Origin of the sequence: Xanthomonas sp. LMC-A-07 (genome assembly GCF_030208825.1) — a bacterium.
GTDB classification, from domain to species: domain Bacteria; phylum Pseudomonadota; class Gammaproteobacteria; order Xanthomonadales; family Xanthomonadaceae; genus Xanthomonas; species Xanthomonas campestris.
In genome coordinates this window covers 31875-55521 of sequence record NZ_JARVTF010000009.1, presented here as the reverse complement: position 1 = coordinate 55521, position 23647 = coordinate 31875, and the positions used below count along the sequence as shown (strand labels likewise).

Annotated in this window: 18 protein-coding genes and 2 pseudogenes; 11 read left to right on the top strand and 9 right to left on the bottom strand. The window is 66.5% G+C overall.

The genetic code is table 11. From position 1 onward, the window contains the following. Positions 1–29 precede the first annotated feature (29 nt). The 9 genes from ybaL (at position 30) to QRM89_RS10655 (ending at position 13336) form a co-directional block, all read left to right on the top strand. On the top strand, positions 30–1727 hold the full coding sequence (ybaL, locus tag QRM89_RS10695; protein ID WP_285448006.1) for a YbaL family putative K(+) efflux transporter: 1698 nt from the start codon (positions 30–32) through the stop codon (positions 1725–1727). A gap of 192 nt (positions 1728–1919) precedes the next feature. Next, on the top strand, positions 1920–2681 hold the full coding sequence (locus QRM89_RS10690) for an aldolase/citrate lyase family protein (RefSeq protein ID WP_274347407.1): 762 nt from the start codon (positions 1920–1922) through the stop codon (positions 2679–2681). Further along, positions 2682–4817 carry a TonB-dependent siderophore receptor gene (locus QRM89_RS10685; RefSeq protein WP_285448005.1) on the top strand — a complete coding sequence of 712 codons (2136 nt, stop codon included), beginning with the start codon at positions 2682–2684 and terminating at the stop codon, positions 4815–4817. It begins immediately after the preceding gene. A 184-nt stretch (positions 4818–5001) separates the two neighbouring features. Beyond that, positions 5002–6228, top strand: a complete 1227-nt coding sequence (locus QRM89_RS10680) for a siderophore biosynthesis protein PvsA (protein WP_285448004.1) — start codon at positions 5002–5004, stop codon at positions 6226–6228. Then, positions 6225–8027 (top strand): IucA/IucC family protein, encoded by a 1803-nt coding sequence (locus QRM89_RS10675; RefSeq protein WP_285448003.1) that lies wholly within the window; start codon positions 6225–6227, stop codon positions 8025–8027. Before QRM89_RS10680 ends, QRM89_RS10675 begins: the two co-directional genes overlap by 4 nt. Beyond that, entirely contained in the window at positions 8024–9202 is a 1179-nt protein-coding gene (locus QRM89_RS10670; protein WP_285448002.1) for an MFS transporter, read from the top strand. Before QRM89_RS10675 ends, QRM89_RS10670 begins: the two co-directional genes overlap by 4 nt. Next, the gene (locus QRM89_RS10665) at positions 9180–10958 is read left to right on the top strand and encodes an IucA/IucC family protein (RefSeq protein ID WP_285448001.1); all 1779 of its coding nucleotides are present in this window, start codon (positions 9180–9182) and stop codon (positions 10956–10958) included. Before QRM89_RS10670 ends, QRM89_RS10665 begins: the two co-directional genes overlap by 23 nt. Further along, positions 10955–12163, top strand: coding sequence for a type III PLP-dependent enzyme (locus QRM89_RS10660; RefSeq protein ID WP_285448000.1), 1209 nt, complete (start codon positions 10955–10957; stop codon positions 12161–12163). Before QRM89_RS10665 ends, QRM89_RS10660 begins: the two co-directional genes overlap by 4 nt. A gap of 222 nt (positions 12164–12385) precedes the next feature. Continuing rightward, positions 12386–13336, top strand: a complete 951-nt coding sequence (locus QRM89_RS10655; protein WP_285447999.1) for a hypothetical protein — start codon at positions 12386–12388, stop codon at positions 13334–13336. Between the two features lie 103 nt (positions 13337–13439). Here the strand turns inward: QRM89_RS10655 and QRM89_RS10650 are convergent, their stop codons facing one another. Then, entirely contained in the window at positions 13440–14336 is an 897-nt protein-coding gene (locus QRM89_RS10650; RefSeq protein ID WP_285447998.1) for an AraC family transcriptional regulator, read from the bottom strand. 112 nt (positions 14337–14448) lie between these two features. Then, positions 14449–14961 (bottom strand): annotated as a pseudogene (locus QRM89_RS10645) (adenosylcobinamide-GDP ribazoletransferase); the annotation flags it as partial. A gap of 2 nt (positions 14962–14963) precedes the next feature. Between QRM89_RS10645 and QRM89_RS10640 the strand changes: the two are divergent. Both QRM89_RS10640 and QRM89_RS10635 read left to right on the top strand, forming a co-directional pair. Continuing rightward, a pseudogene (locus tag QRM89_RS10640) lies at positions 14964–15297 on the top strand (siderophore biosynthesis PLP-dependent protein); the annotation flags it as partial. Positions 15298–16097: 800 nt separating this feature from the next. Continuing rightward, a complete protein-coding gene (locus tag QRM89_RS10635; protein WP_285447997.1) occupies positions 16098–16664 on the top strand; it encodes a hypothetical protein in 567 nt (188 codons plus the stop codon). 9 nt (positions 16665–16673) lie between these two features. Here the strand turns inward: QRM89_RS10635 and QRM89_RS10630 are convergent, their stop codons facing one another. The 7 genes from QRM89_RS10630 to cobD all read right to left on the bottom strand — a co-directional run bounded on the left by QRM89_RS10630 (position 16674) and on the right by cobD (position 23547). After that, positions 16674–17810 carry a hypothetical protein gene (locus QRM89_RS10630; protein WP_285448062.1) on the bottom strand — a complete coding sequence of 379 codons (1137 nt, stop codon included), beginning with the start codon at positions 17808–17810 and terminating at the stop codon, positions 16674–16676. 432 nt (positions 17811–18242) lie between these two features. After that, positions 18243–18977, bottom strand: a complete 735-nt coding sequence (locus QRM89_RS10625; protein ID WP_285447996.1) for an adenosylcobinamide-GDP ribazoletransferase — start codon at positions 18975–18977, stop codon at positions 18243–18245. Beyond that, the gene (locus QRM89_RS10620) at positions 18974–19543 is read right to left on the bottom strand and encodes a histidine phosphatase family protein (RefSeq protein WP_285447995.1); all 570 of its coding nucleotides are present in this window, start codon (positions 19541–19543) and stop codon (positions 18974–18976) included. Before QRM89_RS10620 ends, QRM89_RS10625 begins: the two co-directional genes overlap by 4 nt. Further along, entirely contained in the window at positions 19540–20586 is a 1047-nt protein-coding gene (gene cobT, locus QRM89_RS10615; RefSeq protein WP_014508664.1) for a nicotinate-nucleotide--dimethylbenzimidazole phosphoribosyltransferase, read from the bottom strand. Before cobT ends, QRM89_RS10620 begins: the two co-directional genes overlap by 4 nt. Then, the gene (cobU, locus tag QRM89_RS10610) at positions 20583–21104 is read right to left on the bottom strand and encodes a bifunctional adenosylcobinamide kinase/adenosylcobinamide-phosphate guanylyltransferase (protein ID WP_011038175.1); all 522 of its coding nucleotides are present in this window, start codon (positions 21102–21104) and stop codon (positions 20583–20585) included. Before cobU ends, cobT begins: the two co-directional genes overlap by 4 nt. Next, positions 21092–22567 (bottom strand): cobyric acid synthase, encoded by a 1476-nt coding sequence (locus QRM89_RS10605; RefSeq protein ID WP_285447994.1) that lies wholly within the window; start codon positions 22565–22567, stop codon positions 21092–21094. Before QRM89_RS10605 ends, cobU begins: the two co-directional genes overlap by 13 nt. Next, positions 22564–23547 carry a threonine-phosphate decarboxylase CobD gene (cobD, locus tag QRM89_RS10600; RefSeq protein ID WP_285447993.1) on the bottom strand — a complete coding sequence of 328 codons (984 nt, stop codon included), beginning with the start codon at positions 23545–23547 and terminating at the stop codon, positions 22564–22566. The genes QRM89_RS10605 and cobD overlap by 4 nt, the downstream gene beginning before the upstream one ends. Positions 23548–23647: the final 100 nt, after the last annotated feature.

Sequence of the window (23647 nt, the reverse complement as noted above, 5' to 3'; positions counted from 1 at the left end):
TCTCCCGGACACTCTCACAACGGATTGGAATGCATCACGACACCAGCCTCATCGACATCATCGCCGTCGGCCTCGCGGTCGCCTTCGTGCTGGGCACGCTCGCACAAAAGGTCAAGCTGTCGCCGCTGGTTGGCTATTTATTGGCCGGCGTGTGCGTCGGCCCATTTACGCCCGGCTTCGTGGCCGATCAGACCATGGCCAACCAGCTCTCCGAGCTGGGCGTGATGCTGCTGATGTTTGGTGTGGGCCTGCACTTCTCGCTCGACGACCTGATGGAAGTGAAGTGGATCGCGGTGCCCGGTGCGCTGGCGCAGATCGTGGTGGCCACGCTGCTGGGTTGGGCGTTGGCATGGAGCATGGGCTGGCCGTTGATGCAGGGGCTGGTGTTCGGCCTGGCCTTGTCGGTGGCGAGCACCGTGGTCCTGCTGCGTGCGCTGGAAGAACGCCGCCTGCTGGAAACCCAGCGTGGCCGGATTGCAGTGGGCTGGTTGATTGTCGAAGACCTGGTGATGGTGATCGCGCTGGTGCTGCTGCCGGCGCTGGCCAACGTGCTCGGCGGCAGCGCCGGCGCTGCCGAACATGCCGGCGAGTCGACCTCGCTGCTGGCCGCACTGGGCTGGACGCTGCTGAAGATGGTGGCCTTCGTCGCGGTGATGCTGGTGGTTGGGCGCCGGGTGATCCCATGGTCGCTGGAAAAGGTCGCCGCCACCGGCTCGCGCGAGTTGTTCACCCTGGCCGTGCTCGGCATTGCGCTGGGCGTGGCGTTCGGGTCGGCGAAGTTGTTCGGCGTGTCGTTCGCGCTGGGGGCGTTCTTCGCCGGCATGTTGCTCAAGGAGTCCGAGCTCAGCCACAAGGCGGCCAGCGATTCGCTGCCGCTGCGCGATGCATTCGCTGTGCTGTTCTTTGTGTCGGTGGGCATGTTGTTCGACCCGATGATCCTGATCGCCCATCCCTGGCAGGTGCTGGCCACCTTCCTGACCGTGACCGTTGGCAAGTCGCTGGCGGCGTTCGTGATCGTGCGCGCCTTCGGCCACCCCACCGGCACCGCGCTCACCATTTCCACCAGCCTGGCGCAGATCGGCGAATTTTCTTTCATCCTGGCCGGGCTCGGCGTGCAGTTGGCGATCCTGCCTGAAACCGGGCGCGACCTGATCCTGGCTGGCGCGTTGTTGTCGATCGTGGCCAATCCGTTCCTGTTCTCGTGGCTAGACCGTTGGCAGGCCAAGCAGGCCCAAGAAGCCCCGGCGACGGTGGAGCCGGACCTGCCGCCTGGCCCGCCGCTGCAGCTGGACGGCCACGCCATCGTGATCGGCTATGGCCGCGTGGGCAGCGCGCTGGCGCAACTGCTGCGCAGCCGCGGCGTGCCGGTACTGGTGATCGACGACAACGGCGACCATGTCGCCAAGGCGCACGCGGCGGGCATTCCCGGGATTCGTGGCAGCGCCGCGGCCGACCGCGTGCTGGCCGAAGCGCGCCCGGAGCAGGCCAAGATTGCGATCCTGGCCATCCCGCAGCCGCTGGAAGCCGGTGAGGCGCTGGCCAAGCTGCGCGCACTCAACCCGTCACTGACCCTGCTGGCCCGCGCGCACAGCGATGCAGAAGTGAAGCACCTGCTCGAACACGGTGCCGACGGCGCCGTGCTGGCCGAACGCGAGCTGGCGTACTCGCTGGCCGAGATGGTGATGTCCACCCCGCCGTATCGCGCATTGCGTGTGCCCGCGTCGTAATTGGCGACAACACATCGCCTTTCAAAAAGACGCCCGCCAACACGCACTGTAGGCGGGCGTTTTGCTGTGCGAGTTCCGCTGCGCCGCCATGCGGAAATGCGACTCGCGACCCAGAAAAACACCCTTCAACACACTTGATAATCATTCCCATCAAGCGCAGGATGAGCGCCCGTTCTCCTGGCGGACTCATCCATGTCACCGCGTGTTGGCGTTCTGAATGCACTGCCGAGTGTGCAGCTGTGCGAACTGCTGGGCCGCATCGGCTACGGGTTCGTGGTGCTGGACCTGGAACACGTGCTGCGTGCGCCGGACGAACTGGAACACGCCATCCGCGCCTGCGAGCTGTCCGGTTGTGAGGCTTGGGTGCGGGTGCCGGAGGTGGACGGGAAACTGATCGGCCGCGTGCTGGATGCCGGCGCGCGGGGCATCGTGATTCCGCGCGCCGAATCGGCTGCGCAGATCGCTGAGGCGATTGCCGCGGCACGCTTTCCGCCGCTGGGCCGGCGCGGCATCACCGGGGGCCGCGTTACCGGCTTCGGCAACGTCGATCTGCCCACCTATATCGCGCAGGCCAACCGCGACATCCGCATCGTGCCGATGATCGAAAGCGCCGCCGGCATTGCGGCGTTGCAGGAGATTCTGGCCGTGCCCGGCGTGGCCCTGGTGATGGAAGGCGCGCTCGATCTTGCGCTGGATCTGGGCCTTGGGCCGCAGCCCACGCATCCACAGGTGTGGGCCTTGCTGCTGCAAATGGACGCGCAATGCCGTAATGCCGCAGTCCCGTTCTGCCCCAACCCACGTACCGACGCGCAACGCACGCACTGGCTGCAGCAACCGGATCTGCGCTGGCTGCTTGCCGGCGAAGACCGTGCCCTGATTCAACGCGCATTGCGCGGCCAGTTGGCCACCTTTGCCGCACCCCTTTCATCACCCGCCTGCAGGAGCACGCCGTAGATGCCGACGTTCCGTTTCCACGCCCTGGCCCTGGCCATTGCCATCGCCGCCGCCACCTTGAGCGCTGCACCGCTGGCGCAGGCCGGCGAGACCGACGGCACTGCGGTTGAGACCGACACTTCGATTCGCGCGCTCGATGCGGTGCAGGTGCAAGGCAGCCTGCTGGGCCGCTCCAAGCCCGAAGACGTGCAGCGCTACGCCGGCAGCCGCCAGGTGATCGACCGCGAACAACTGCGCAACGGCGGCAATCGCTCGTTGGACGATGCCCTGCAGCGCGTGCCCGGCATCAAGATCTTCGATGAAACCGGCACCGGTGCCCTGCCGCAAATCATGCTACGCGGCCTGTATGAAAGCCGCAGCGGGCGCGTGCAGGTGCTGGAAGACGGCATTCCGCTCGCACTGGCGCCGTACGGGCAAACCAGCCTGTCACTGTTCCCGGTGGGCTTGAACCAGATCGACCGCATCGACATCGTGCGCGGCGGCGCGGCCGTGCAATACGGGCCCAACAACGTGGGCGGCGTGATCAACCTGGTCAGCAAGGAGATTCCCAGCGATTGGACCACTACCCTGGCGCACAAGATCACCGCCGGTGGCCAGGGCCAGTTCCTGCAGGACAGTGCGCTAAGCAGCGGTGGCTACGTCACCGACAACGTTGGCCTGCAGGTGGATGCCAACCGCACCTACGGCGAGTACTGGCGCGCGCACAGCGACACCGACATCAGCAATCTGCGCGTGCGTGCGGAGTGGTGGATCGACGACACCAAGCTGCTCAAGGCCAGCGTGCAGCGGTATCTGGTGGACATGGATCTGGCCGGTGCACTGAGCCCGGAGGATTACCGCCGCGATCCACGCCAATCCACTCGGCCGCTGGACAGTTTCAACGGCCGCACCACGCGTGCATCGTTGAGCTACGAGCAGGTGGTTGGTGACTGGGGCCCGCTGCAGGACGTGCGACTGTCATGGACCAACTTCAGCGCGCGCAGCAGCCGCAACTTCATTGTCGGCATGCGCCAGGCCGCCACCGAAACCTGGCGTTCGGATCTGCCACCGCAACTGCGCCAGACGGCGCCGCGTGATTTTCGTGTGGTCGGCAGTGAGCCGCGCCTGACCTGGCGCATGGGCGATGCCGGCGGCGTGCAGCAGCAATGGACCGCCGGCGTACGCGCGGTGCATGAAGACATCGATTTTCTGGTCGGCAATCTGCGCCTGCGCGATGGCCTGTTCACCAGCGTGCGCGACTGGCAGTTCGAAGACCGTGCGTTGGCGGCCTATGTCAGCAACGCGATCACGCTGCCGGATGCACGCCTGACCATCACCCCGGGCCTGCGCTATGAGCGGCTGGATTCGCGCTATTTCAACCGCACCACCGGCGTGAGTACGCTCAACCAGACCCGCGATGTGCTGCCCGGCCTGACGGTTGGCTTCCAGGCCAACGACCAGTGGTTCGTGTATGCGGATGGGCAACGCTCGATGCGTGCGCCGCAGGTGACCCAGATCATCTTCGGCAACAATCTGGACGCGGAGCTGGCCTGGAATTACGAGCTCGGTACACGCTATCAACCCAATGAGCGCACCCGCATCCAGGTGGGCGCCTACCTCATTGATTTCGATCAGCAGATCCAGCTGGACAACACAACGCGGGTGTTCCGCAACCTCGGCAAGACACGCCATCAAGGCGGCGAGCTGGAACTGCAATGGAGCCCGGAACAACTGCGCGCGCTGACCCTCAACGCCGGCTACGCGTATCTGGATGCACGGCAGGAATCGGGTGCGTTCGATGGCCTGCGCGTGCCTTACACCTCGCGCAACCAGATCACGTTGGGCGGCACCTACGCGCTCGGTCATACCACTGTCGCGCTGTCGAGTTACTACTTCAGCAAGGCCTATAGCGATGCCGCCAACACGGTGCAGGAAAATGCCATTGCCTCGGTTGGCGAACTGCCGTCGTACTGGGTGTGGAATACGCAAGTGAGCCACACCTTGCTGGAACGCGGCGGGCAGAAGCTGAGTGCATCACTGGCGATCAACAACCTGTTCGACCGGCAGTACTGGTTCCGCGGTGTGGATACCAGCCCCTGGGGCCGCCAGGCTGCGCCCGGGCGCACCGTGACTGCAGGACTCGAATACACGTTCTGAGTTGCGCCACGCGGCAGCCGCATCACGCTGCCGCACTACTGAAGACAGTGCGCATGAGGCGCACTCTGCGCCGCGCTGCGGCGATGCGACCTGCTGCGTCGTAGGCCACCCCGTGTCGCGTGTGCGATGCCAGGCAGCCCGCTCTACACCGGTTGACCCACCGTCCTGTCGAACGAGAGCTGCCATGAACGCAACACCCGATGCACCGCTGGTGATCCTGACCCACGTCTGCCACCCGGCAATCACCGATGGCTTCCTGCCTGCAGCACAGGCGCAGGGTCTGCCGGTGTGGCTGCTGACCGACCATCGCCTGGAGCATCTTGCGCACTTCAACGCGCATGCGGCGCACGCGCCGCAGCGGGTGATCGCCTGCGATGTGTTCAACCCGCTGGGCGTGCTGGACGTGCTGCACGACGCCAGCGTGCGCCCACGTGCGGTGTTCAGCAACAGCGATCACCTGCAGACCAGCACCGCGCTGGTGGCTGCCGGCCTGGCGCTGCCCGGCAAGGACTGGCAGGTGTGCTACGCCGCCAAGAACAAGGCGGCGATGCGCCAGCGCCTGCAGGCGCGTGGGCTGCCATCGCCCTGGTTTTGTACGCTGGCGCCGGGCGCGGCCTTGCCTGCGCAAATCCCGTGGCCGGTGGTGGCCAAACCGCGCGAGGGCGTGGCCAGCCTGGATGTGCGCCAGTGCGCCGATGCCGCGCAATTGCAGGCGTATCTGGACGATGTGTGGCAACGCCACCCGCAACGCACGGTCCTGCTGGAAGGCTTGCTGGAAGGTGACCTTTTCACGCTGGAAACGCTGGGCGACGGGCAGCACCTGCAGGCCATCGGCGGGTTCAAGGTGCGGCTGTCGCCGCCACCGCATTTTGTCGAATGCGAGGCGCAGTGGGACGCGCAGGTGGACACGCCGGTGATCGCGCAGGCGTTGGCGCAATTGCGGGCGTTCGGCGTGGGCTTCGGGCTATGCCATAGCGAATTCATCCTCACCCGCGACGGGCCGGTGCTGGTGGAGATCAACTACCGCAGCATCGGCGACCGGCGCGAATTCCTGCTCGATGCAATGTTCGGCCAGCAGTGGTTTGCCGCCGCGCTGGCACCGCACCTGGGCCAGCCGCTGCCACCGCTGCACAGCGAGCGCACGCACGCCTTGTTGCGCTATTACGTGGCCGAACATGCCGGCGAGCTGGTCAGTGCCAGCGACGACCGCCACCACCGCAGCGCGCACAGCGATGTGCAGTACCGCCGCATGCGCGTGCCCGGCGAGCAGATCCGGCTCAGCCATTCCAACAAGGATTACCTCGGCGTGCTGAGCGCACTGGCGCGCGATGCCGATGCATTGCAGCAGGCCGTGCAACAGGCAGAAGCCGGCCTGCAGTGGAAGATCGACCCACCGGAGTTGCACGCATGAGCAACGCGACCGATCAGCACTACATCACCACGCGCATCATCGATGCCTGCCTGCGCGAAGATCTGCGCGGCATCGCCAGCCGCGGCAGCGCGGCCACGCCCGACGCCGCGCTGCTGGCGCACTGGGCCGCGCCGCAGCCGCCCACCCAGTGGTGGCGCATCACACACCTGCCCGATGGCACCGTATGGCTACCGATTCACCACGGCGGCTACCTGCAGCGGACCAGCGCGTGCACCGATCGCTGGCTGGTGCAACGCGGCACGGCGGTGCAGCTGGAACACGGCGCAGCCGCCTGGCTGCAACGCCTCAGCCAGGGGCTGGATCCGGACACGCAACAGTTGCACCGCGCCTACGCCGATGAAGCCGCGTGCGCCGCGGCACATCGTGGCCTGGCACGCGACGCCTATGCCGCCCAAGCGCCGCACCTGGTGCAGGCCCTGCACGCAGCGGATGCGGCCGAGCGCGCGTACCGCTGCGACCAGCTGGCCAGCTACCGCGACCACCCGTTCTATCCCACCGCACGCGCCAAGGCCGGCTTGGCGCCTACCGAGCTAAGCGCCTATGCACCGGAATTCGCACCAACGTTTGCACTGCATTGGCTGGCCATTCCGCAGGCGCAGGTGAGTTGCACCAGCACGCCGCCTGCGGAGCTATGGCCGGATCTTGCACGCGTGGGGTTGCCGGCCGAACTCGCGCAGACACACCAGCTCTGGCCAGTGCATCCGCTGGTGTGGGCGCGGCTGGAACAGGACGGGTTTGCCCTTCCTGCCGGTAGCGTGCGTGCACCGCTGACGTACCTGCCGGTGCGCCCGACGCTGTCGGTACGCACGCTGGTGCCGCTGCAGCATCCGCACCTGCATCTCAAGCTGCCGATCCCGATGCGCACGCTCGGCGCATTGAACCTGCGCCTGATCAAGCCCTCCACGTTGTACGACGGCCATTGGCTGGAGCAGGCGCTGCGTCGCATCGATGCGCACGATGCCGCGCTGCGCGGGCGCTGCGTGTTCGTTGACGAATCCCACGGTGGGCACGTCGGGCAGACCCGGCATCTGGCCTACCTGCTGCGGCGCTACCCACCGCTGGACACCGCCACTTTGGTGCCTGTGGCTGCGCTGTGCGCCCTGATGCCCGATGGCCGGCCGATGGCGATCCATCTGGCCGAGACGTTCAGCGGTGGCGACCTGCTGGCCTGGTGGCGCGACTACACCGAACTGCTGCTTGCCGTGCATCTGCGGCTATGGCTGCGCTATGGCATCGCGCTGGAAGCCAACCAGCAAAACAGCGTGCTGGTGTATGCGCCCGGCCAGCCCACACGCCTGCTGATGAAGGACAACGATGCCGCACGCATCGCGCTGCCGCAGCTGCGCGCGCAGCTGCCCGAGATCGACACGCTCGGCCCGCTGCACGATGCACGCATTGCAGTGGACGATGCGCAGGCACTGGCGCAGATGTTCTGCACGATCGTGTTGCAGCTGGATCTGCAGGCCGTGCTCGAGGGCCTGGCCGAATGGCAACCCGCGTTGCGGGCACCGCTGTATGCGCAGCTGCAGGCGCAACTGGCGCAGACACTCGCGCAGCTGGACGCCGAGCGCATCGACACCGCACCGGCGCGGCGCTTGCTCGCCGCACCGCAGCTCCCGGTGAAGTATCTGCTCAGCGCCGGCAGCCTGCTGAGCAAACAGCACACCGGAGCACGCGATATCAACAAGTTCTACGGCGACAGCGCACCCAACCCGTTCGGCGCGGCCTTTGCCGATACCGAGGACGCGGCACTGCGCCAGCGGGTGGCGCAGCGATGACGCGCATCCTCGGCCCGGTGCTGGCTGCGCATTACCTGGCCGCCTTCACCGCACTGGGCATGCCGCTGTTTCTGCCGCAGGTGCTGGCCGAACTGGCACCGTCGGCGGCAATCGGTTGGAGCGGCGTGCTGTATGTGCTGCCAACCCTGTGCACCGCACTCACCGCGAGCACCTGGGGGCGGCTGGCCGATCGGTATGGACGCAAGCGTTCGCTGCTGCGTGCCCAACTCGGGCTGGCGCTGGGCTTTGCAATCGCCGGCTTCGCACCCACCCTGCCCTGGCTGGTGGTCGGGCTGATCGTGCAGGGCACCTGCGGCGGCTCATTGGCGGCGGCCAACGCGTACCTGGCCAGCCAGCCGCAGGCTGGGCCATTGGCGCGTGCACTGGACTGGACCCAGTACTCGGCACGGTTGGCGATGGTCAGTGCGCCGGCCTTGCTCGGGCTTGCGGTGGCGCTGGGGCCGGCGCAAGCCTTGTACCGCGCGTTGGCGCTACTGCCGCTGGTGGCCTTCGCGCTGACCTGGCGCTTGCCGGCCGACCAACCGGCTCCACCCGCCCACAGCCCGCGCACCGCATCGCCACGCGCCACCCAGGCACTGCCCTCCATGGCCAGCGCGAATTGGCCGGCATTGATGGTGGCGCAGTTCCTGTTCTGCTTCGCGATGGTTGTGACGTTTCCGTATTTCATTCCGTATGCGCTGGCGCGCGGTGCCGGGCACGACGCGTTGGCTGGCCTGCTCTACAGCCTGCCGCATCTGGTCTATCTGGTGGTGCTGCCGTGGTGGCGGCGCGGCGATGGCGCGGCCTGGCTGGTGCCTGGCTTGCTGCTGTTTGCACTGGCCTGCGCATGGCAGGCATTTCTCGACGGCACCGTGGCCATGGCGGGTGCGCGCCTGCTGTTTGGGCTGGGCATGTTGTTCGGCCTGCGTGGGCTCAACCGCAGCCTGGCTGCCGTGGCCACTGGCCAGGGCGCCGGGCGTCTGTTCGGCCGCTTCGATGCCTGCGGCAAATGGGCTGGCGTGCTGGCCGGCGTCGCCGCCGGTGCGCTGACCCAGCGCTGGGGCCCGACCACACCGTTCCTGGCCGCCGCCCTGGCGGCCGCCGCTGCTGCGCTCACCGTCCTGGTGCGCTTTCCGTCGAGGAGAATTGCCGATGTCGCCGCACACGATGCCTGACCCCTGGTTCGACAGCATGGCCGATGCACAGGCCTGCGCCTGCTGGTTGAATTGCTACCTGCGCGAGTTCGCCATCCCGCGTGGTACTGCCGACTTCGACTACACCGGCCCGGATCGCCCCGGCGCACGCAGCGCACGCAGCGCAGACGATCGCTGGCTGCGGATCGCATTGGGGGATGCGGGCGTGCTGTGCGTGCGCATTGCCCATGCCGACCGGCTGGGCCGCTGCCGGTTCGTGTCCACGCCGTTCCTCAAGGCCGCCGGGCAGCCCTGGCAAAGCCTCGACGCGCATGCGTTGGCGCGCAGCCTGCTGCAGGCACTGGGCAGCACGCATGCGGTCAACCCGGAACTGTTGGCGCAAAGCGACAACAGCGTGGCGATCACCGCCGCGTTACTGCGCCAGGCACAGGCCGCCACGCCCACCGGCGATACGTTGATCGATGCCGAACAGGCCTTGCTGTGGGGCCACGCACTGCACCCCACGCCCAAAAGCCGCGAAGGTGTGGCGCTGGCGCAGGTCCTGGCCTGCGCACCGGAAGCACGTGCGGCGTTTGCGTTGTACTGGTTCCGCATCGACCCGCGCCTGCTGCGCGTGCAAGGCCGCGATGTGCGTGCCACCTTGCAACAGCTCAGCGGCCACGACGATCTGTACCCCTGCCACCCGTGGGAAGTGCAACGCCTGCGCGATGATCCACTGCTGCAGGCCTTGCAGGCACGTGGCGCGATCACACCCGTGGGCGTGTTGGGCGAGCCACTGCGGCCCACCTCGTCGGTGCGCACGCTGTACCACCCGGCGCTGGCGTATTTCCTCAAGTGTTCGGTGCATGTGCGCTTGACCAACTGCGTGCGCAAGAACGCCTGGTATGAGCTGGAAAGCGCGGTGGCGCTGACGCATCTGCTGGCACCGAGCTGGCAGGCCCTGGCCGCGCAAGTACCCGGCTTCGACGTGATGCTGGAGCCGGCTGCCACTTCGCTGGATGTCACCCAGTTCGACCCGGCATTGGCCGCAGCAGATCCGCTGGCCACGCGTGCGTTGGCCGAGAGCTTCGGCATCCTGTATCGGCAGGCGCCCACCGCCGCACAACGTACGCGCTGGCGCCCGCAAGTGGCGGCCGCGCTGTTCACCAGCGATGCGCAGGGCCACAGCGTGGCCGCCGCTGCGCTGCGTGCGCACAGCGTCCACCGCCTGGACCGGCACACCGCCACCGTGCTGTGGTTTCGCGCATATGCCGGGCTGCTGCTGGATGGTGTTTGGAGTGCGCTGTTCCAGCACGGCATTGCATTGGAGCCGCATCTGCAGAACACCGTGATCGGCTTCAGCGATGGCTGGCCCACGCGCGTGTGGATCCGCGATCTGGAAGGCACCAAGCTGCTCGCGCAACGCTGGCCGGCTGCGCGCCTGCATGGCGTGGGCGAGCGCGCACGGCAATCGCTGTACTACACACCCGAGCAGGCCTGGAACCGCGTGGCCTACTGCGCGCTGGTCAACAATCTGGCCGAAGCGATCTTCCACCTGAGCGATGGCGATGCGGTCCTGGAAGCCCGCCTGTGGCAGTGCGTGGCCGAAATCGCCGCACGCTGGCAGCAACGCAATGGCGCGCAGCCGGCACTGCAAGGCCTGATCGACGGCGCAGCGCTGCCCGGCAAGAACAACCTGGGCACACGGCTGTTGCAACGTGCAGATCGTCAATCGGACTACACCGCCCTGCCCAACCCCATCGCGCCAGTGCATGCCGTGCAGCAGGTGGCCGCATGAGCCTGCAGATCGATGCCACGGCGGTGCGCGCAGCGGTGGCGCAGTTACGTGCGCACAGCGACGCCCCGCTATGTGCGTACGTCTACGACCTGGCCGCACTGGATGCGCACGCAGCATGGATGCGTGCGCAGCTGCCGCCCGGCTGCACGCTGTTCTACGCTGCCAAGGCCAATGCCGAACCGCAGATCCTGCAGACGCTGGCGCCGTACGTGGATGGGGTCGAAGCCGCATCCGGCGGCGAGCTCGCCTGGCTGCACCAGCAGCAACCGGATGCGGCGCTGCTGTTTGGTGGGCCGGGCAAACTGGAGAGCGAACTGGCGCAGGCCGTGCGCCTGCCCGACTGCACCGTGCATGTGGAAAGCCTGGGCGAATTGCAGCGGCTGGCGGCGATTGCGCGACAGATCGCCCGGCCCGACCGCCGGCGCATTCCGGTGTTCCTGCGCATGAACATCGCCGTGCCCGGTGCACAGACCACGCGTTTGATGATGGGCGGCCAGCCATCGCCATTCGGGCTGGACCCGGACGACCTGGAGGCCGCACTGCTGCAGCTACGCGCCAGCCCGGCACTGGAGTTGCGCGGCTTCCATTTCCACCTGATGTCGCACCAACGCGATGCCGCCGCGCAGCTGCACCTGATCGCGGCGTATCTGCGCACCGTGCAGCACTGGCGGCAGCGCCATGGCCTGGGCCCGCTGCTGGTCAATGCCGGCGGCGGCTTCGGCGTGGACTATCTGACGCCAGAGGCCTCGTTCGACTGGGCAGGCTTCTGCGCCGGCCTGCCCGCCGTACTGCACGCGCACGGCGACGGCCTGCAACTGCGCCTGGAACCCGGCCGCTATGTCAGCGCCAGCTGCGGCTGGTACCTGATGGAAGTGCTGGACATCAAGCGCAGCCACGGCGCGTGGTTTGCGATTGCCCGTGGCGGCACCCATCACTTCCGCACGCCGGCCGCGCAAGGCCACGACCATCCGTTCGTGGTGGTGCGCGGCGCACACGCACCGGTGCTGCGCGATACCCCGGTCACCCTGGTCGGCCAGCTCTGCACGCCCAAGGATGTGCTGGCCCGCAATCAGCGCGTTGCAGCGCTCGCTCCCGGCGACTGCCTGGCCTTCCCGCTGGCGGGTGCGTATGCGTGGAATATTTCGCATCAGCAGTTCCTGATGCACCCGCCACCGCAGAGGGTGTTTTTGCCGGTGCAGCACTGAGCTTTTACGTGCTGGCGGCCCACCAACGTCCTGCATGTCGTCGTCGCCCAGGCGACCGTCCCGCGCTTGCGTCACTCAGCTAAGATATTCCGGGGGAAGAGCTTTAAGGCAGTGATTGAACTGAGTTACCAGGCGAGGCTCAGCGATTGCAGTGCAAAGCCAAAATCCGACAACACCTGGCCGACTTGCGCAGCCCCTGCGCGACCAGGCAACGTATCAACCATGTCGTGCCTGCTGGGAATGGAAGCCGTGCAACTTCTTATGCGTGGAACACCGTTGAAAAGAATCGCATTGGCCGCGATGGCATTGCTGGCGTTGGTGACCATCGCCTTGCTTTATTTGCGCGGGCAACCCGATGTCCTGGAAAACGCGCCTTCAACCGGCAAGCAGGTCGCTACCGTGTATGCTTCAGAGGCTAGCGACCGGGTAACCAGCGCTGGGCATGATGCGACGCCTGCAACAACGTGGGCATCGGCCTCCAGCGCCGAGATTGATCGCGATTTCCACGACACGAGGAACAGGGCGGAGTCGGGCGACCCTGTGGCCCAGCGCAAGCTCGCACAGATGTACGAGCGTTGCATGCTCTACAGCCAGTCGCCTGAGAATTTCAGGGCAATGCTGGAGATGTATGCACAACATACAAAAGAGGACGCAGCACGCTTTTCGGCTGTGGCACAACGACTTTCTCACTACTGCGATTCGATCGATAGTGGCAAACGCATCCCGATGGTGGCGTACCAGCTCTGGTATGCCGAAGCTGCCCGGCGCGGAGATTTGATCGCACAGATAAAAGTCGCGACAACCATCGAAAATCAGCCGACTGAGGCGGCGTATCGCGAACTCGTGGCCAAAGCCTTTCAGAGCAGAGATCCCGAAGCGATATTCGCGCTCGGGGACATGTTGAGTTTAGCGAAGGCATCTGTTGACCTGGGGGCTTATGCATCGCAGCCTGGTGGCAACTACTCCGAGTATGCGTGGGAGCTGGCTGCCTGCCGTGCCGGAGCCGAGTGCAGCCCCGGGTCTTTTCGCATGGATAGTGCATGCATGGCTGGCATGTGTAATGGCTCAAGTTTCGAAAGCCAGATCAAGCACAACTTCATTCCTCCGGCCCAGCTGAAATTTTTGGAGAGGGATGTAGAGCGGATCAGGTCTCTGCTTGAAGCAAACAATTGATGGAGCTCACGCTCACTCGCACACGTCGCTTGTCGACGCGTGGATCTGCAATACATTGAATGCAGCAGTATTCGTTCGCCACCGTGATTGATCTCCACTCCGATCAATCCTGCTCGGCAACCGCCACCACCGGCACGCGGATGTCGGCGCGCAAGTCGGCTTCGGCCACGGTCTCGGGGTCGTCGAGGTAGAGGTAGTGCAGGGGTGCGTCGCGCAGTGCGTGACCGCTGCCGGGCAGCCAGTCGGCGAGCAGGCGGTCGAGCGCGTCTTCCAGCCCGGCATAGCTGCCGGTGTGGCGCAGCACGGCATGTGCGCCCTCGCCGAGCACACGCACGTGCAGCGGCGCCGGCGGCGCAACAGCGGTGGCGAAGGCGATGCCGCACTCGAACAGATGCTGCTGCGCTGGCACGTCGCGGTGGTCGCTGAGTGGCACACCGATCAGTGCGTGCAGGTGCTCGATCACGCCTGCACGCTCGGCCCAGGCGGCGATGCGGCCAAAGCCACGATCCAGGTCATCGAAGGCGCCGCGCTGACGCAGCACCACCACTTCCAGCGGCTCCAGCCATTGCACGGTGACCTGCAGCGGCGCGGGCGCAGCGTGCGGTGCCAGCGCGGGCGTGGCGAGCTGCTGCAGGGTCTGGGCGCGTATCGCCGGCGCCTGCCGCAGGCTGCTCGGGCTCACCTGCAGCAGCGCGCGGAACGCACGCGCCAGCGCCTGCGGGGTCTGGTAGCCCACCGCCAGCGCTACCTCGGTGATGCTGCGGCCTGGCTCGCCGAGCAGATGCACGGCCTGGCTCAGGCGCAGGCGGGCGGTGGTCTGGCCCAGCGTTTCCCCCGCCAGCGCGCGGTAGACCCGGTGGAAATGGTGCGGCGACTGATGCGCCACCGCGGCCAGCGCGGCCAGATCCGGCAGCGGGCTGCCTGTGCGGATACTGTCCTGCAAATGGGCCACGACACGTTCGACGTTGCGGTGGCGGTGCGCGGTGGCTGCGTCATGCATGGGCGGGTCCTCGTTTGTGCGCCCAGCATCGCCGAACACGCGGGCGTTTGCGGTCCCGATCTTGCGCAGCATGCCAACCCGCAGCGTGCTCAACCACGCCGCATGGCACCGCCTAGCCGGCGTACACCGCCAGGCCCACCAGCACCGCGGTCTCGCTGAGTTCGATCAGTGCGCCACAGGTGTCGCCGGTCATGCCGCCGAGCCGGCGCAGGCAGGCGCGCCGCCACAACGCAAACACCAGCGCAGCGATCCCGCAGGCCAGCGCCGCACGTGCAGGGCCCGCCATGCAGGCAACCCCCACTGCAGCGGCCACGGCCAGCACGCAGACCGTGCGGCTGGCGCCGGCCAGCGCGCTTCCCAGGCCGCCGGCGCGCACGTACGGCGTGCTCGCAAATGCCGCCACCACCGCGGCGCGTGCCAACAGCGGCGCCAGCCACAGCGCCGCTGGCGCAGCCGGCAACAACGTCGTCAGCGCGGCGCACTTGAGCAACAGCATCAGCACCACCGCAGTCACCGCCATCGGGCCGCTGGTGGGGTCCTTCTAGATGGCCAGCGTGCGTGCGCGGTCGCCCATGCCACCGACCCAGGCGTCGGTCGTGTCGGCCAGCCCGTCCAGGTGCAGGGCGGGTGCTGGATATCAAGCGCAGCCACGGCCAGTGGTTCGCGATCGCCCGCGGCGGCACCCACCATTTCCGTACCCCGGCCGCGCAGGCCCACGCCCCCCCCCTTCCGCGTGCTGCGCGGCACCCTCGCCCCGGTGATCAGCGACACGCCGGTCACCCTGGTCGGCCAGCTGTGTACGCCCAAGGACGTGTTGTCACGCCAGCAACCGGTGGCCGCGCTCGCACCCGGCGATTGCCTGGCCTTCCCGCTGGCCGGCGCCTATGCGTGGAATATTTCGCACCAGCAGTTCCTGATGCACCCGCCGCCGCAGCGGGTGTTTCTAACTGAGGGGCGCTGACTTACCAATTGCGGACGAACAAAGCTTAGGCCTGGGTCAGCAGGCCCACATGCAGATGTGCTGTTGCCGCAATTTCCCGAGGTGACTCGAAGTAGCTGTGCAGAAATTTCGTAGAAGTTAGCCAGGCGGATCGTTGCCCAGTGGCAATTCTTCTAGGGAAGGTCTGAACGACCCACCAAACCTCTCAAATTCCAGCTTCTTGCATGTCAGTGACGAGCAACATGTCGCGTTTGGTGCGATTTCTGCAACTTTCTAGCGGTTTTTTAGCTGCCATCAGGCAGCATTACCCCCGGGCCGCAGCAATTGCCGACGCACCATCCATCAGTTGGCCTCTGGCTCGGCTCTTGCCTGTGCCCTCAGACCCCGAAAAAGGATGAGATCGCGGCATGATTGAGTTCGACCCGCACCATCGTATAGATCTGACCGGCGCTCGGTCCGGTTCTATTTCCTCGGTGATCGCCTGATCACTCCCGGAAGGTCGCGAGCTGCTCCCGGAAGATTTGGCCTGGCTGTCACTCACCGCCTGCCAAGCGCAGGAATGGCGCCGGATGCCGGAAGCTGCACGCTCGGAACCGTTGCTCAACCGCAACGCGCTTGAACTCGGCACTGAACTTCCTATGCTTTGACATGAATACTCATCATGGCCCGGATCGACCTTCCTGTTAGTGTCCGTGAAAACGGGGTAGAACCCCCACTGCAATCTGGAAGGCTAAGCTATGCCCGTAGCCGCTTGCATAGGGTCACGACAAGAATTGCACGAAACCGTATGTCAAGAACCAACGAATGGAGAACGATTTCAGATGAAGAATTGGCTGATCGGCTTAGTAGTCACCATGGCATGGACTAGCCCCTGCGTTGCTCAAATCGCCCCTGAGTTGCTTGGGGGCGCGGATCCGGACAAGCCGATGTTCAGCGAATCCTTCTACAAGGGGATTGAGGGCAATTGGGTGCTGGTACGCGAACCCGTCAACACCGGTTACCACTGCTCGGTTAATTTCATCACGCCAGATTCCACCTTGTCGCTTCGCGGTCCCGCCGACGCTGGGATGGCGCGAAAGGGTCACGGCAGTCTTTGGCTCATCAGCGAGGCAATCCCCCCGGTGACAAAGCCCGAGATCGCTCCGATCACGTTGTCATCTACCAACCACCCTACGCAGAATGTTCAGGCCGCCCATGTGAGCATGCCTGGCCAGAGCAGTGGGGCGTTGTTGCTGACCATCGACGTGCAGAAATCGGTACAGGAAAAGCCGGACAGTAATGAGCTCGCCATCCAGCTTCAGGGGAAAGAGGTGTTCCGGTCAAAAGTTGTCCAGTTGCAGCTGGCGTATCGCCAGCTTTCGGCTTGCATGAGCGCGGCTCGAAAATAGACCATGATTTCAGCCGTTTGGCACGTTCAAGATGTCGGTGCAGGCGCGACCCATCCCGCCTGTGTCGCCACTTGTGTCAACGAAGATATTCACATCGGCAACCCTCAGCATCCCGGCGCTATCCGGGATCAGCACATAGCGGACGTTGCAACTTTTATAACCGCCGCCAGTGTAAGTCGCGCCGGTCACAAGATTCTGCCACATGACGCGATTGTCAAAGGCCTGCCCATAAGAGAGCGTCCGCGCGATCCCGGCCTGACGGACAGCGGGGTTGCCGTTCGCGGCGACGACCTCTTGCTCAGTCTTACCCGCCCACACCTGGATCAGGAGCGATTCACTACGCGATAAACGCCTTTTTCCACGGTATTCAGCGGCGGCCCGAATAAAATCCAGATTGGCGTCCATCGTCGCCAGCTTGCCCTGCACCTCCCCCTGCGCTTCGGTTACTTGTTGCTGCATTTGGGTCAATTTTGCCGTGAGCGCTGCCGATTCTGCTGGCGTCAGCTTGCGGCCGCCATTGATCGCGGGCTTCGGCACGTCAGACCACAGCGTTTCCCAGGTAAAATCGGCAAGCGAACTCATCGACAGTCCGGCGGGCACCAGTTCCAGTCCATTCAAGCCAATGGCTGCAAGTTTCGCTCGCAATGTATCGGACTTAACCACACGATCGACCGCCGCAGCTTGCTTGGCATCGCCAATGCTGGCACTGTTGCAGGCTACATTCCATGCCTGTCGCATCGTGTAGCTGGTTGTGCTTTGCCAATCGGTGGGCTGGAGATCAATGATCGCCGGATCCTGTTTCATAGTCTTTGCGCCGCTGGCCACCCGGAATTCTACGGAATCCGGCGTGTCCAATATGCCGGTTGAATCAGCCTTGTGCTTGGGTGCGCCACGGCCGCGCCGAATCGACTTGGGGCATTTGAACTGAAGTTGATATTCCAACCATAGGGGTTGGTCGACCGCTTCATAGACCATCGTCAAATCAATCTGAATGACACGGCTTGAGTCAGGATTTGCGAGATCATCATTGATCGGTGTGTGGTCCATAATTGCGTCACTGGCGTAGACGTTGACACGATTTCCGGCTGCACCTTGCATATCGATCAGAAACTCGCTGGCCCCGACTTGCGTCGCGATGGCCATAATGCCCGCGCCGATTACGAGTTTTGTGATTTGTCGTGTCATGAGCGCTTCCTTACCCGTTATGTCAACTCGCGCTCTACCGCGCACGCATGTTGCTGATATCAAGACGTTCTCAAAATTTGAGTACGCAATTTTTGAAGCTTCTGCCGGAACCTGGCGCTTCCAGGTCGATTGTGCTGCAGCGACGTCGGAAATGCTAAGCCTTGTTGCGGAACGCCCTCGTTAGGCTTGTAGACCAAGCGCGGAACTTCTCTAAGTGCCGGGAAGCCACGAGCGACGCTGGCGTTGCACCTGCGCCGGAGAACTCAGCAGATGACGCACGCTGACGGATGCCGTTGGTCGCAGCGCCCACGGCCGCTGCGCAGGCGCAGACGATGCGTGGGCCGGGGTCCATCCGTCGGGAGGACGATTGCGTCAGTTGCAGCGCCTGCCTGGTCAACTCAACCACAGCGCCAGCATCACCAGCACGGCCGTTTCAGTCAGTTCCACCAGTGCGCCGCAGGTATCGCCGGTCATGCCGCCCAGGCGCTGCAGGCAGGCGCGGCGCCAGAGTGCGAACACCAGTGCGGCGATACCGACGCACAACGCCGCGGTGGCCAGCCCGGCAACGATGCACACTGCGGTACCGGCGATCAGCGCCAGCCACAGGCCCGCACGTGGCGCGCCCGACAGCGCGCTGCCCAGCCCGCCGGCGCGTACATACGGCGTACTCAGGAAGGCGGCAACCAGCGCGCTGCGCGCCAGTAGCGGCGCCAGCCATAGCGTGGCCGGCGCCCGCGTCAGCAGGCTGGCCAAGGCGGCGCATTTGAGCAGCAATACCAGCACCACTGCGGTGACTGCCATCGGGCCGCTGGTGGGGTCCTTCATGATCGCCAGCGTGCGTGCGCGGTCTCCCATGCCACCAACCCAGGCATCGGTGCTGTCGGCCAGCCCATCCACGTGCAGCGCGCCGGTCAGCCAGACCCAGCTGCTCAGCACGATGGCGGCGGCCAGCAGCGGAGCGGCGCCGCGCAGGCACCACGCCAGCGCCAGCAGCAAGACGCCCAGCAGCAGCCCGACCAGCGGGTACCACGGCAACGAACGCGCCTGCGCGCCGGGGCGGGTAAATGCCCAGGCCGGCACCGGAATGCGGGTCAGGAAGCCAACCGCCGCAAGCAGCCCATCGATCATGCCTGCGCGGTGGCCACAGTCATCGGCGGCCAGCGCAGCGGATGCAGCGAGGCATGCGGCACTGCCAGCTCGGTCATGTGGCCGAAGCCATCGCCCGCAACCAGGCAGCGCAACGCGCGGATCGCACCGCCGTGGGTCACCACCAGCACGCGCTGCGCGGGGTAGGTTGCCACGATCGCATCCAGCGCCGCAGCCAGCCGCGCGCAGAACGCCTCGAACGACTCGGCCCCCGGTGGCGGATACCGCAGCGGGTCCGACCAGAAGCGCCCCAGCGCCGCGCCTTCATCGCGATCGATATCGGCCACCGGTACGCCCTGCCAGCGGCCGAAGTGGTATTCGCGCAAGCGGGGATCCAGCTGCAGCGGCAGGCCGCGTGCCGTTGCGAATTCAGCAGCAAATAAGGCGCAGCGCTGCAGCGTGGAGGCCACCACCACATCCCATTCGCCTGCGGCGGTGGCCTCGCGCAGCTGCTGCCAGCCGGTGGCGGTGAGCGGGTCGTCGAGCTGGCCGCGATAGCTGCGCTGGCCAGTGTCGCCATGCCGCAGCAAGGTGATCTGCGCGCTCATGCGTCCGAGACCCCCGCCTCGGCAAAGGTCGCCATGCCGTTGTGCAGGGCGCAGGCGGTGCGCAGCAGCGGGATGGCCACCGCCGCGCCGCTGGCTTCGCCCAGGCGCAGGTCCAGTTGCAGCAGCGGCTCGGCCTCCAGTGCGCGGAGCAAGGCGGCATGACCACGCTCCTGCGAGCGATGGCCGAACAACAGCCATTCGCGCACGCCGGGATTCAAATGCACCGCCACCAGCGCCGCGGCCGTGCTGATAAAGCCATCCACCAGCACCGGGATGCCGGCCTGAGCAGCCGCGATATACGCCCCAACCAGCGCGGCGATTTCAAAACCACCAAGCCGGCGCAGCCGCTCCAGCGGTGTGGCGGCGTCGGCATGCACGGCCAGCGCGCGGGTGATCACGGTGGCCTTGTGCGCAATGCCTTCGGCGTCCAGGCCGGTGCCGGCGCCGGCCATGGCCTGCGGAAATTGCGAGAGCAGCGCGCAGCTCAGCGCGGCAGCGGCGGTGCTGTTGCCGATGCCCATTTCGCCGCCAACAAACAGCTGCGTGCCGCAGGTGCGCGCCTGCGCGATGCTCTCTGCGCCGGCCGCCAATGCGTCGCGCAATTGCGCCGGCGTCATCGCCGCCTGCTCACAGATATTGGCGCACGCCGGCGCGATCCAGGCGCGGCGGACCCGCGGCAACTCGCCGGGGTCATTGACCACGCCCAGGTTCACCACTTCCAGCCGGGCGCCGAGTTCGCGCGCCAGCACCGCAATGGCCGCACCGCCGCGCGCGAAGTTGCGCACCATCTCGCCGGTCACCGCCTGCGGAAACATCGACACGCCTTCGGCGGCCACGCCGTGGTCGGCGGCATACACCGCAATCCAGATGCGTTGCACGGTGGGTTGTTCATTGCGTTGCCAGGCGGCAAATTGCACCGCCAGTTGCTCCAGCCGGCCCAGCGCACCGGGCGGCTTGGTCAATTGCTCCTGCCGCGCCAGCGCCGCTGCCTGCACCCGCGCATCCGGCACCGCGCAGGCGCCCTGGATCCACTCGATACTCACACCGCCTCTCCTTTCAACACCATGGGCAGGCCGGCCACCACGAACACGACCCGCTCGCACTGTAGCGCCAATGCCTGGTGCAGCCGGCCGGCTTCGTCGACAAACCGGCGCGTCAGTTCGCCCAGCGGCACGATGCCCTGCCCCACCTCGTTGCTGACCAGCACAAGTTGCCCGGGCAACTGGCCCAGCGTGGCCAGCAGCGCCTCGCGCTCACGGGCGAACACCGCGCTGTCCGGGTGGCCCAACAGGTTGCTCAGCCACAGCGTGAGGCAATCCACCAGCACGCAGCGGCCCGGTGCGGCCACCGCCTGCAAGCTGGCGGCCAACGCAATGGGTTCTTCCACGCACTGCCAGTGCGCCGGGCGGCTGCCACGGTGATGGGCGATGCGCGCGGCCATTTCGCCATCGAAGGCCTGCGCGGTGGCCAGGTACACCACCTCCAGCCCGGAGGCGGCGGCAATGCGCTCGGCAAACGCGCTCTTGCCCGAGCGCGCGCCGCCCAGGATCAACTGGCGCATGCCGGCTCCCCCAGGGTGAGCCGCGTCAGTGCGGCGATGTCCAGATGGGCGTGCACGGTGTCGGCCAGGCGGTCGAGCGTGGCTTCGCGCAGGCTGGCCAGGTCCAGCGGTGCCGCGTCGGCAAGCCCGGCCCAGGCGAGCAATGCGGCCAGCGCCGCGGGGTGGTCGAAGATGCCGTGCAGATAGGTGCCCATGACCTGACCATCCTCGGACACTGCACCGTCACTGCGGCCATCGTCCAGCTGCAGCAGCGGCCGCGCCAGCGCCGCACCGGTGCTGAGGCCGCAATGGATTTCGTAGCCGCTGACCGCTGCGCCACTGGGCAGCAGCCGGCCACCGACGCGGTGCAATTGCTTGTGCGGCTGCAATGCGGTTTGCAGTGCCAGCCAGCCCAGCCCGGCGCTGCTGCCGGGTGCGCCTTCGATGCCGTGCGGGTCGTGCACCTGCTCGCCCAGCATCTGCAGGCCGCCGCAGATGCCGAGCAGTTTGCCGCCGTAGCGCAGATGCCGCGCGATCGCCGCTTCCCAACCCTGCGCGCGCAGCCAGGCCAGATCCTGGCGGGTGGACTTGCTGCCCGGCAGCACGATCAGGTCGCACGGCGGTGCTGACTGGCCTGGCCCGATCAGCTGCACGTCCACATGCGGGTGCGCCAGCAAGGCGTCCAGATCGGTGTGGTTGCTGATCCGCGGCAACACCGGCACCACCACGCGCAGGCGCGCCTGCGGCTTGTGCACCGGGCCGCGCGGCAACGCATCCTCGGCATCGAGCTGCAGGCCATGCAGATACGGCAACACGCCGAGCACCGGCTTGCCGGTTTCGCGCTCCAGCCAGTCCAGGCCGGGCTGCAGCAGCGCAAGGTCGCCACGGAAGCGATTGATCACGAAACCGGCCACCCGTGCGCGCTCGCTCGGCGACAGCAACGCCAGCGTGCCGACCAGATGGGCGAACACGCCGCCGCGGTCGATGTCGGCGATCAGGATCACTGCGCAATCCACCGCCTCGGCGTAACCCATATTGGCGATGTCGTGTTCACGCAGATTGATTTCCGCCGGGCTGCCGGCGCCTTCCACCAGCAGCACGTCGAATCGTTCCACCAGCCGCGCGTGCGAGGCCAGCACCGCCGTGCGCGCAGTGCGTTTGTAGGCGTGGTACCCCACCGCATCCAGCGTGGCCACCGGATGCCCGTGCACGATGACCTGCGCGCCGGTGTCGCTGTTGGGCTTGAGCAGCACCGGGTTGAAATCGGTGTGTGGCGGCAACCCGCAGGCCTGCGCCTGCACTGCCTGGGCCCGGCCGATTTCGCCGCCATCCACGGTGACCGCGGAATTGAGTGCCATGTTCTGCGGCTTGAACGGGGCCACCGCAACACCTTGGCGATGCAGCCAGCGGCACAGCGCGGCCACCAACGTGCTCTTGCCCGCATCGGAGGTGCAGCCCTGCACCATCAGCACGCGCGCACTCATGCCTGCAATTCCTGCAGGGCAGCGGCCAGGCGCGCTTCGCCGGCGGCATCCGGCGGCAGCCCGAAGCGCAGGCTGGCGGGCGTCTCGAACAGGCGGGTGAGAATGCCGCGCTGCGCCAGCGCGGTGTGCAGTGCAGGCGCATCGTCGCGGCGGCACCACTGGAAGAACGCCGTGCCCGCGGCTGGCACCAGCCCGTGCGTGGTCAACAGCGCGGCCAGGCGTTGCGAGGCACTATGCAAGCGTGCGCGCGCCTGCGTCTGCCAGTGCGTATCCATCAACGCCTGCTGCACAGCCCAGCGCGTGGGGCCGGCCAGCGTCCACGGCCCGAGCTGCTCGCGCAGCGCCTCCAGCAACGTGGCATGCGCACACACAAACCCCGCACGCGCCCCGGCCATGCCGAAGAACTTGCCCACCGAGCGCAACACCACCAGCCCGGGCAAGTGCGTGTGTGCGCATAGGCTGTGCTGCGGCGTGGCATCCATGAAGGCTTCGTCCACCACCAGCCAGCCGCCACGTGCAGCCAGCCGCGCATGGAGCTGCAGCAGTGCGGCGCTGTCGAAGGTGTCGGCGCAGGGATTGTTCGGATGGATCAAGACGATGACGTCGCAGTGCGCGTCCGCCTGCAACAGCGGCTGTGCCGGCATCGGCAGCACGGTGTGACCGGCGCGCTGCCAAGCCTGTGCGTGTTCCGCGTAGCCCGGTGCCAGCACGCCCACGCGGCTGGGTGCGCGCAGCGTCGGCAGTGCCTGGATCGCGGGCTGCGAGCCGGCCACTGGCAGCAGCTGCGGCGCGCCGTAATAGGCGGCGGCAGATGCGGCCAGGCCATCGTCGTCCTCGGGCAGGCGCTGCCACTGCTGCGCCGGAATGGCCGGCACCGGCCAGGCGAACGGGCTCACGCCGGTGGACAGATCCAGCCAGTGTTCCAGCGCAATGCCGTAGCTCTGCGCAGCGCGGCGCAGGCGTCCACCGTGTTCAAGCATGCTTGCTCCAGTCATCCAATGGGAATCGCAACACGGCTTGCCGGACGCACAACCGATTGTGTGCACTGGCCAGCGCAACGGCGACGTGCAGGACGCATGG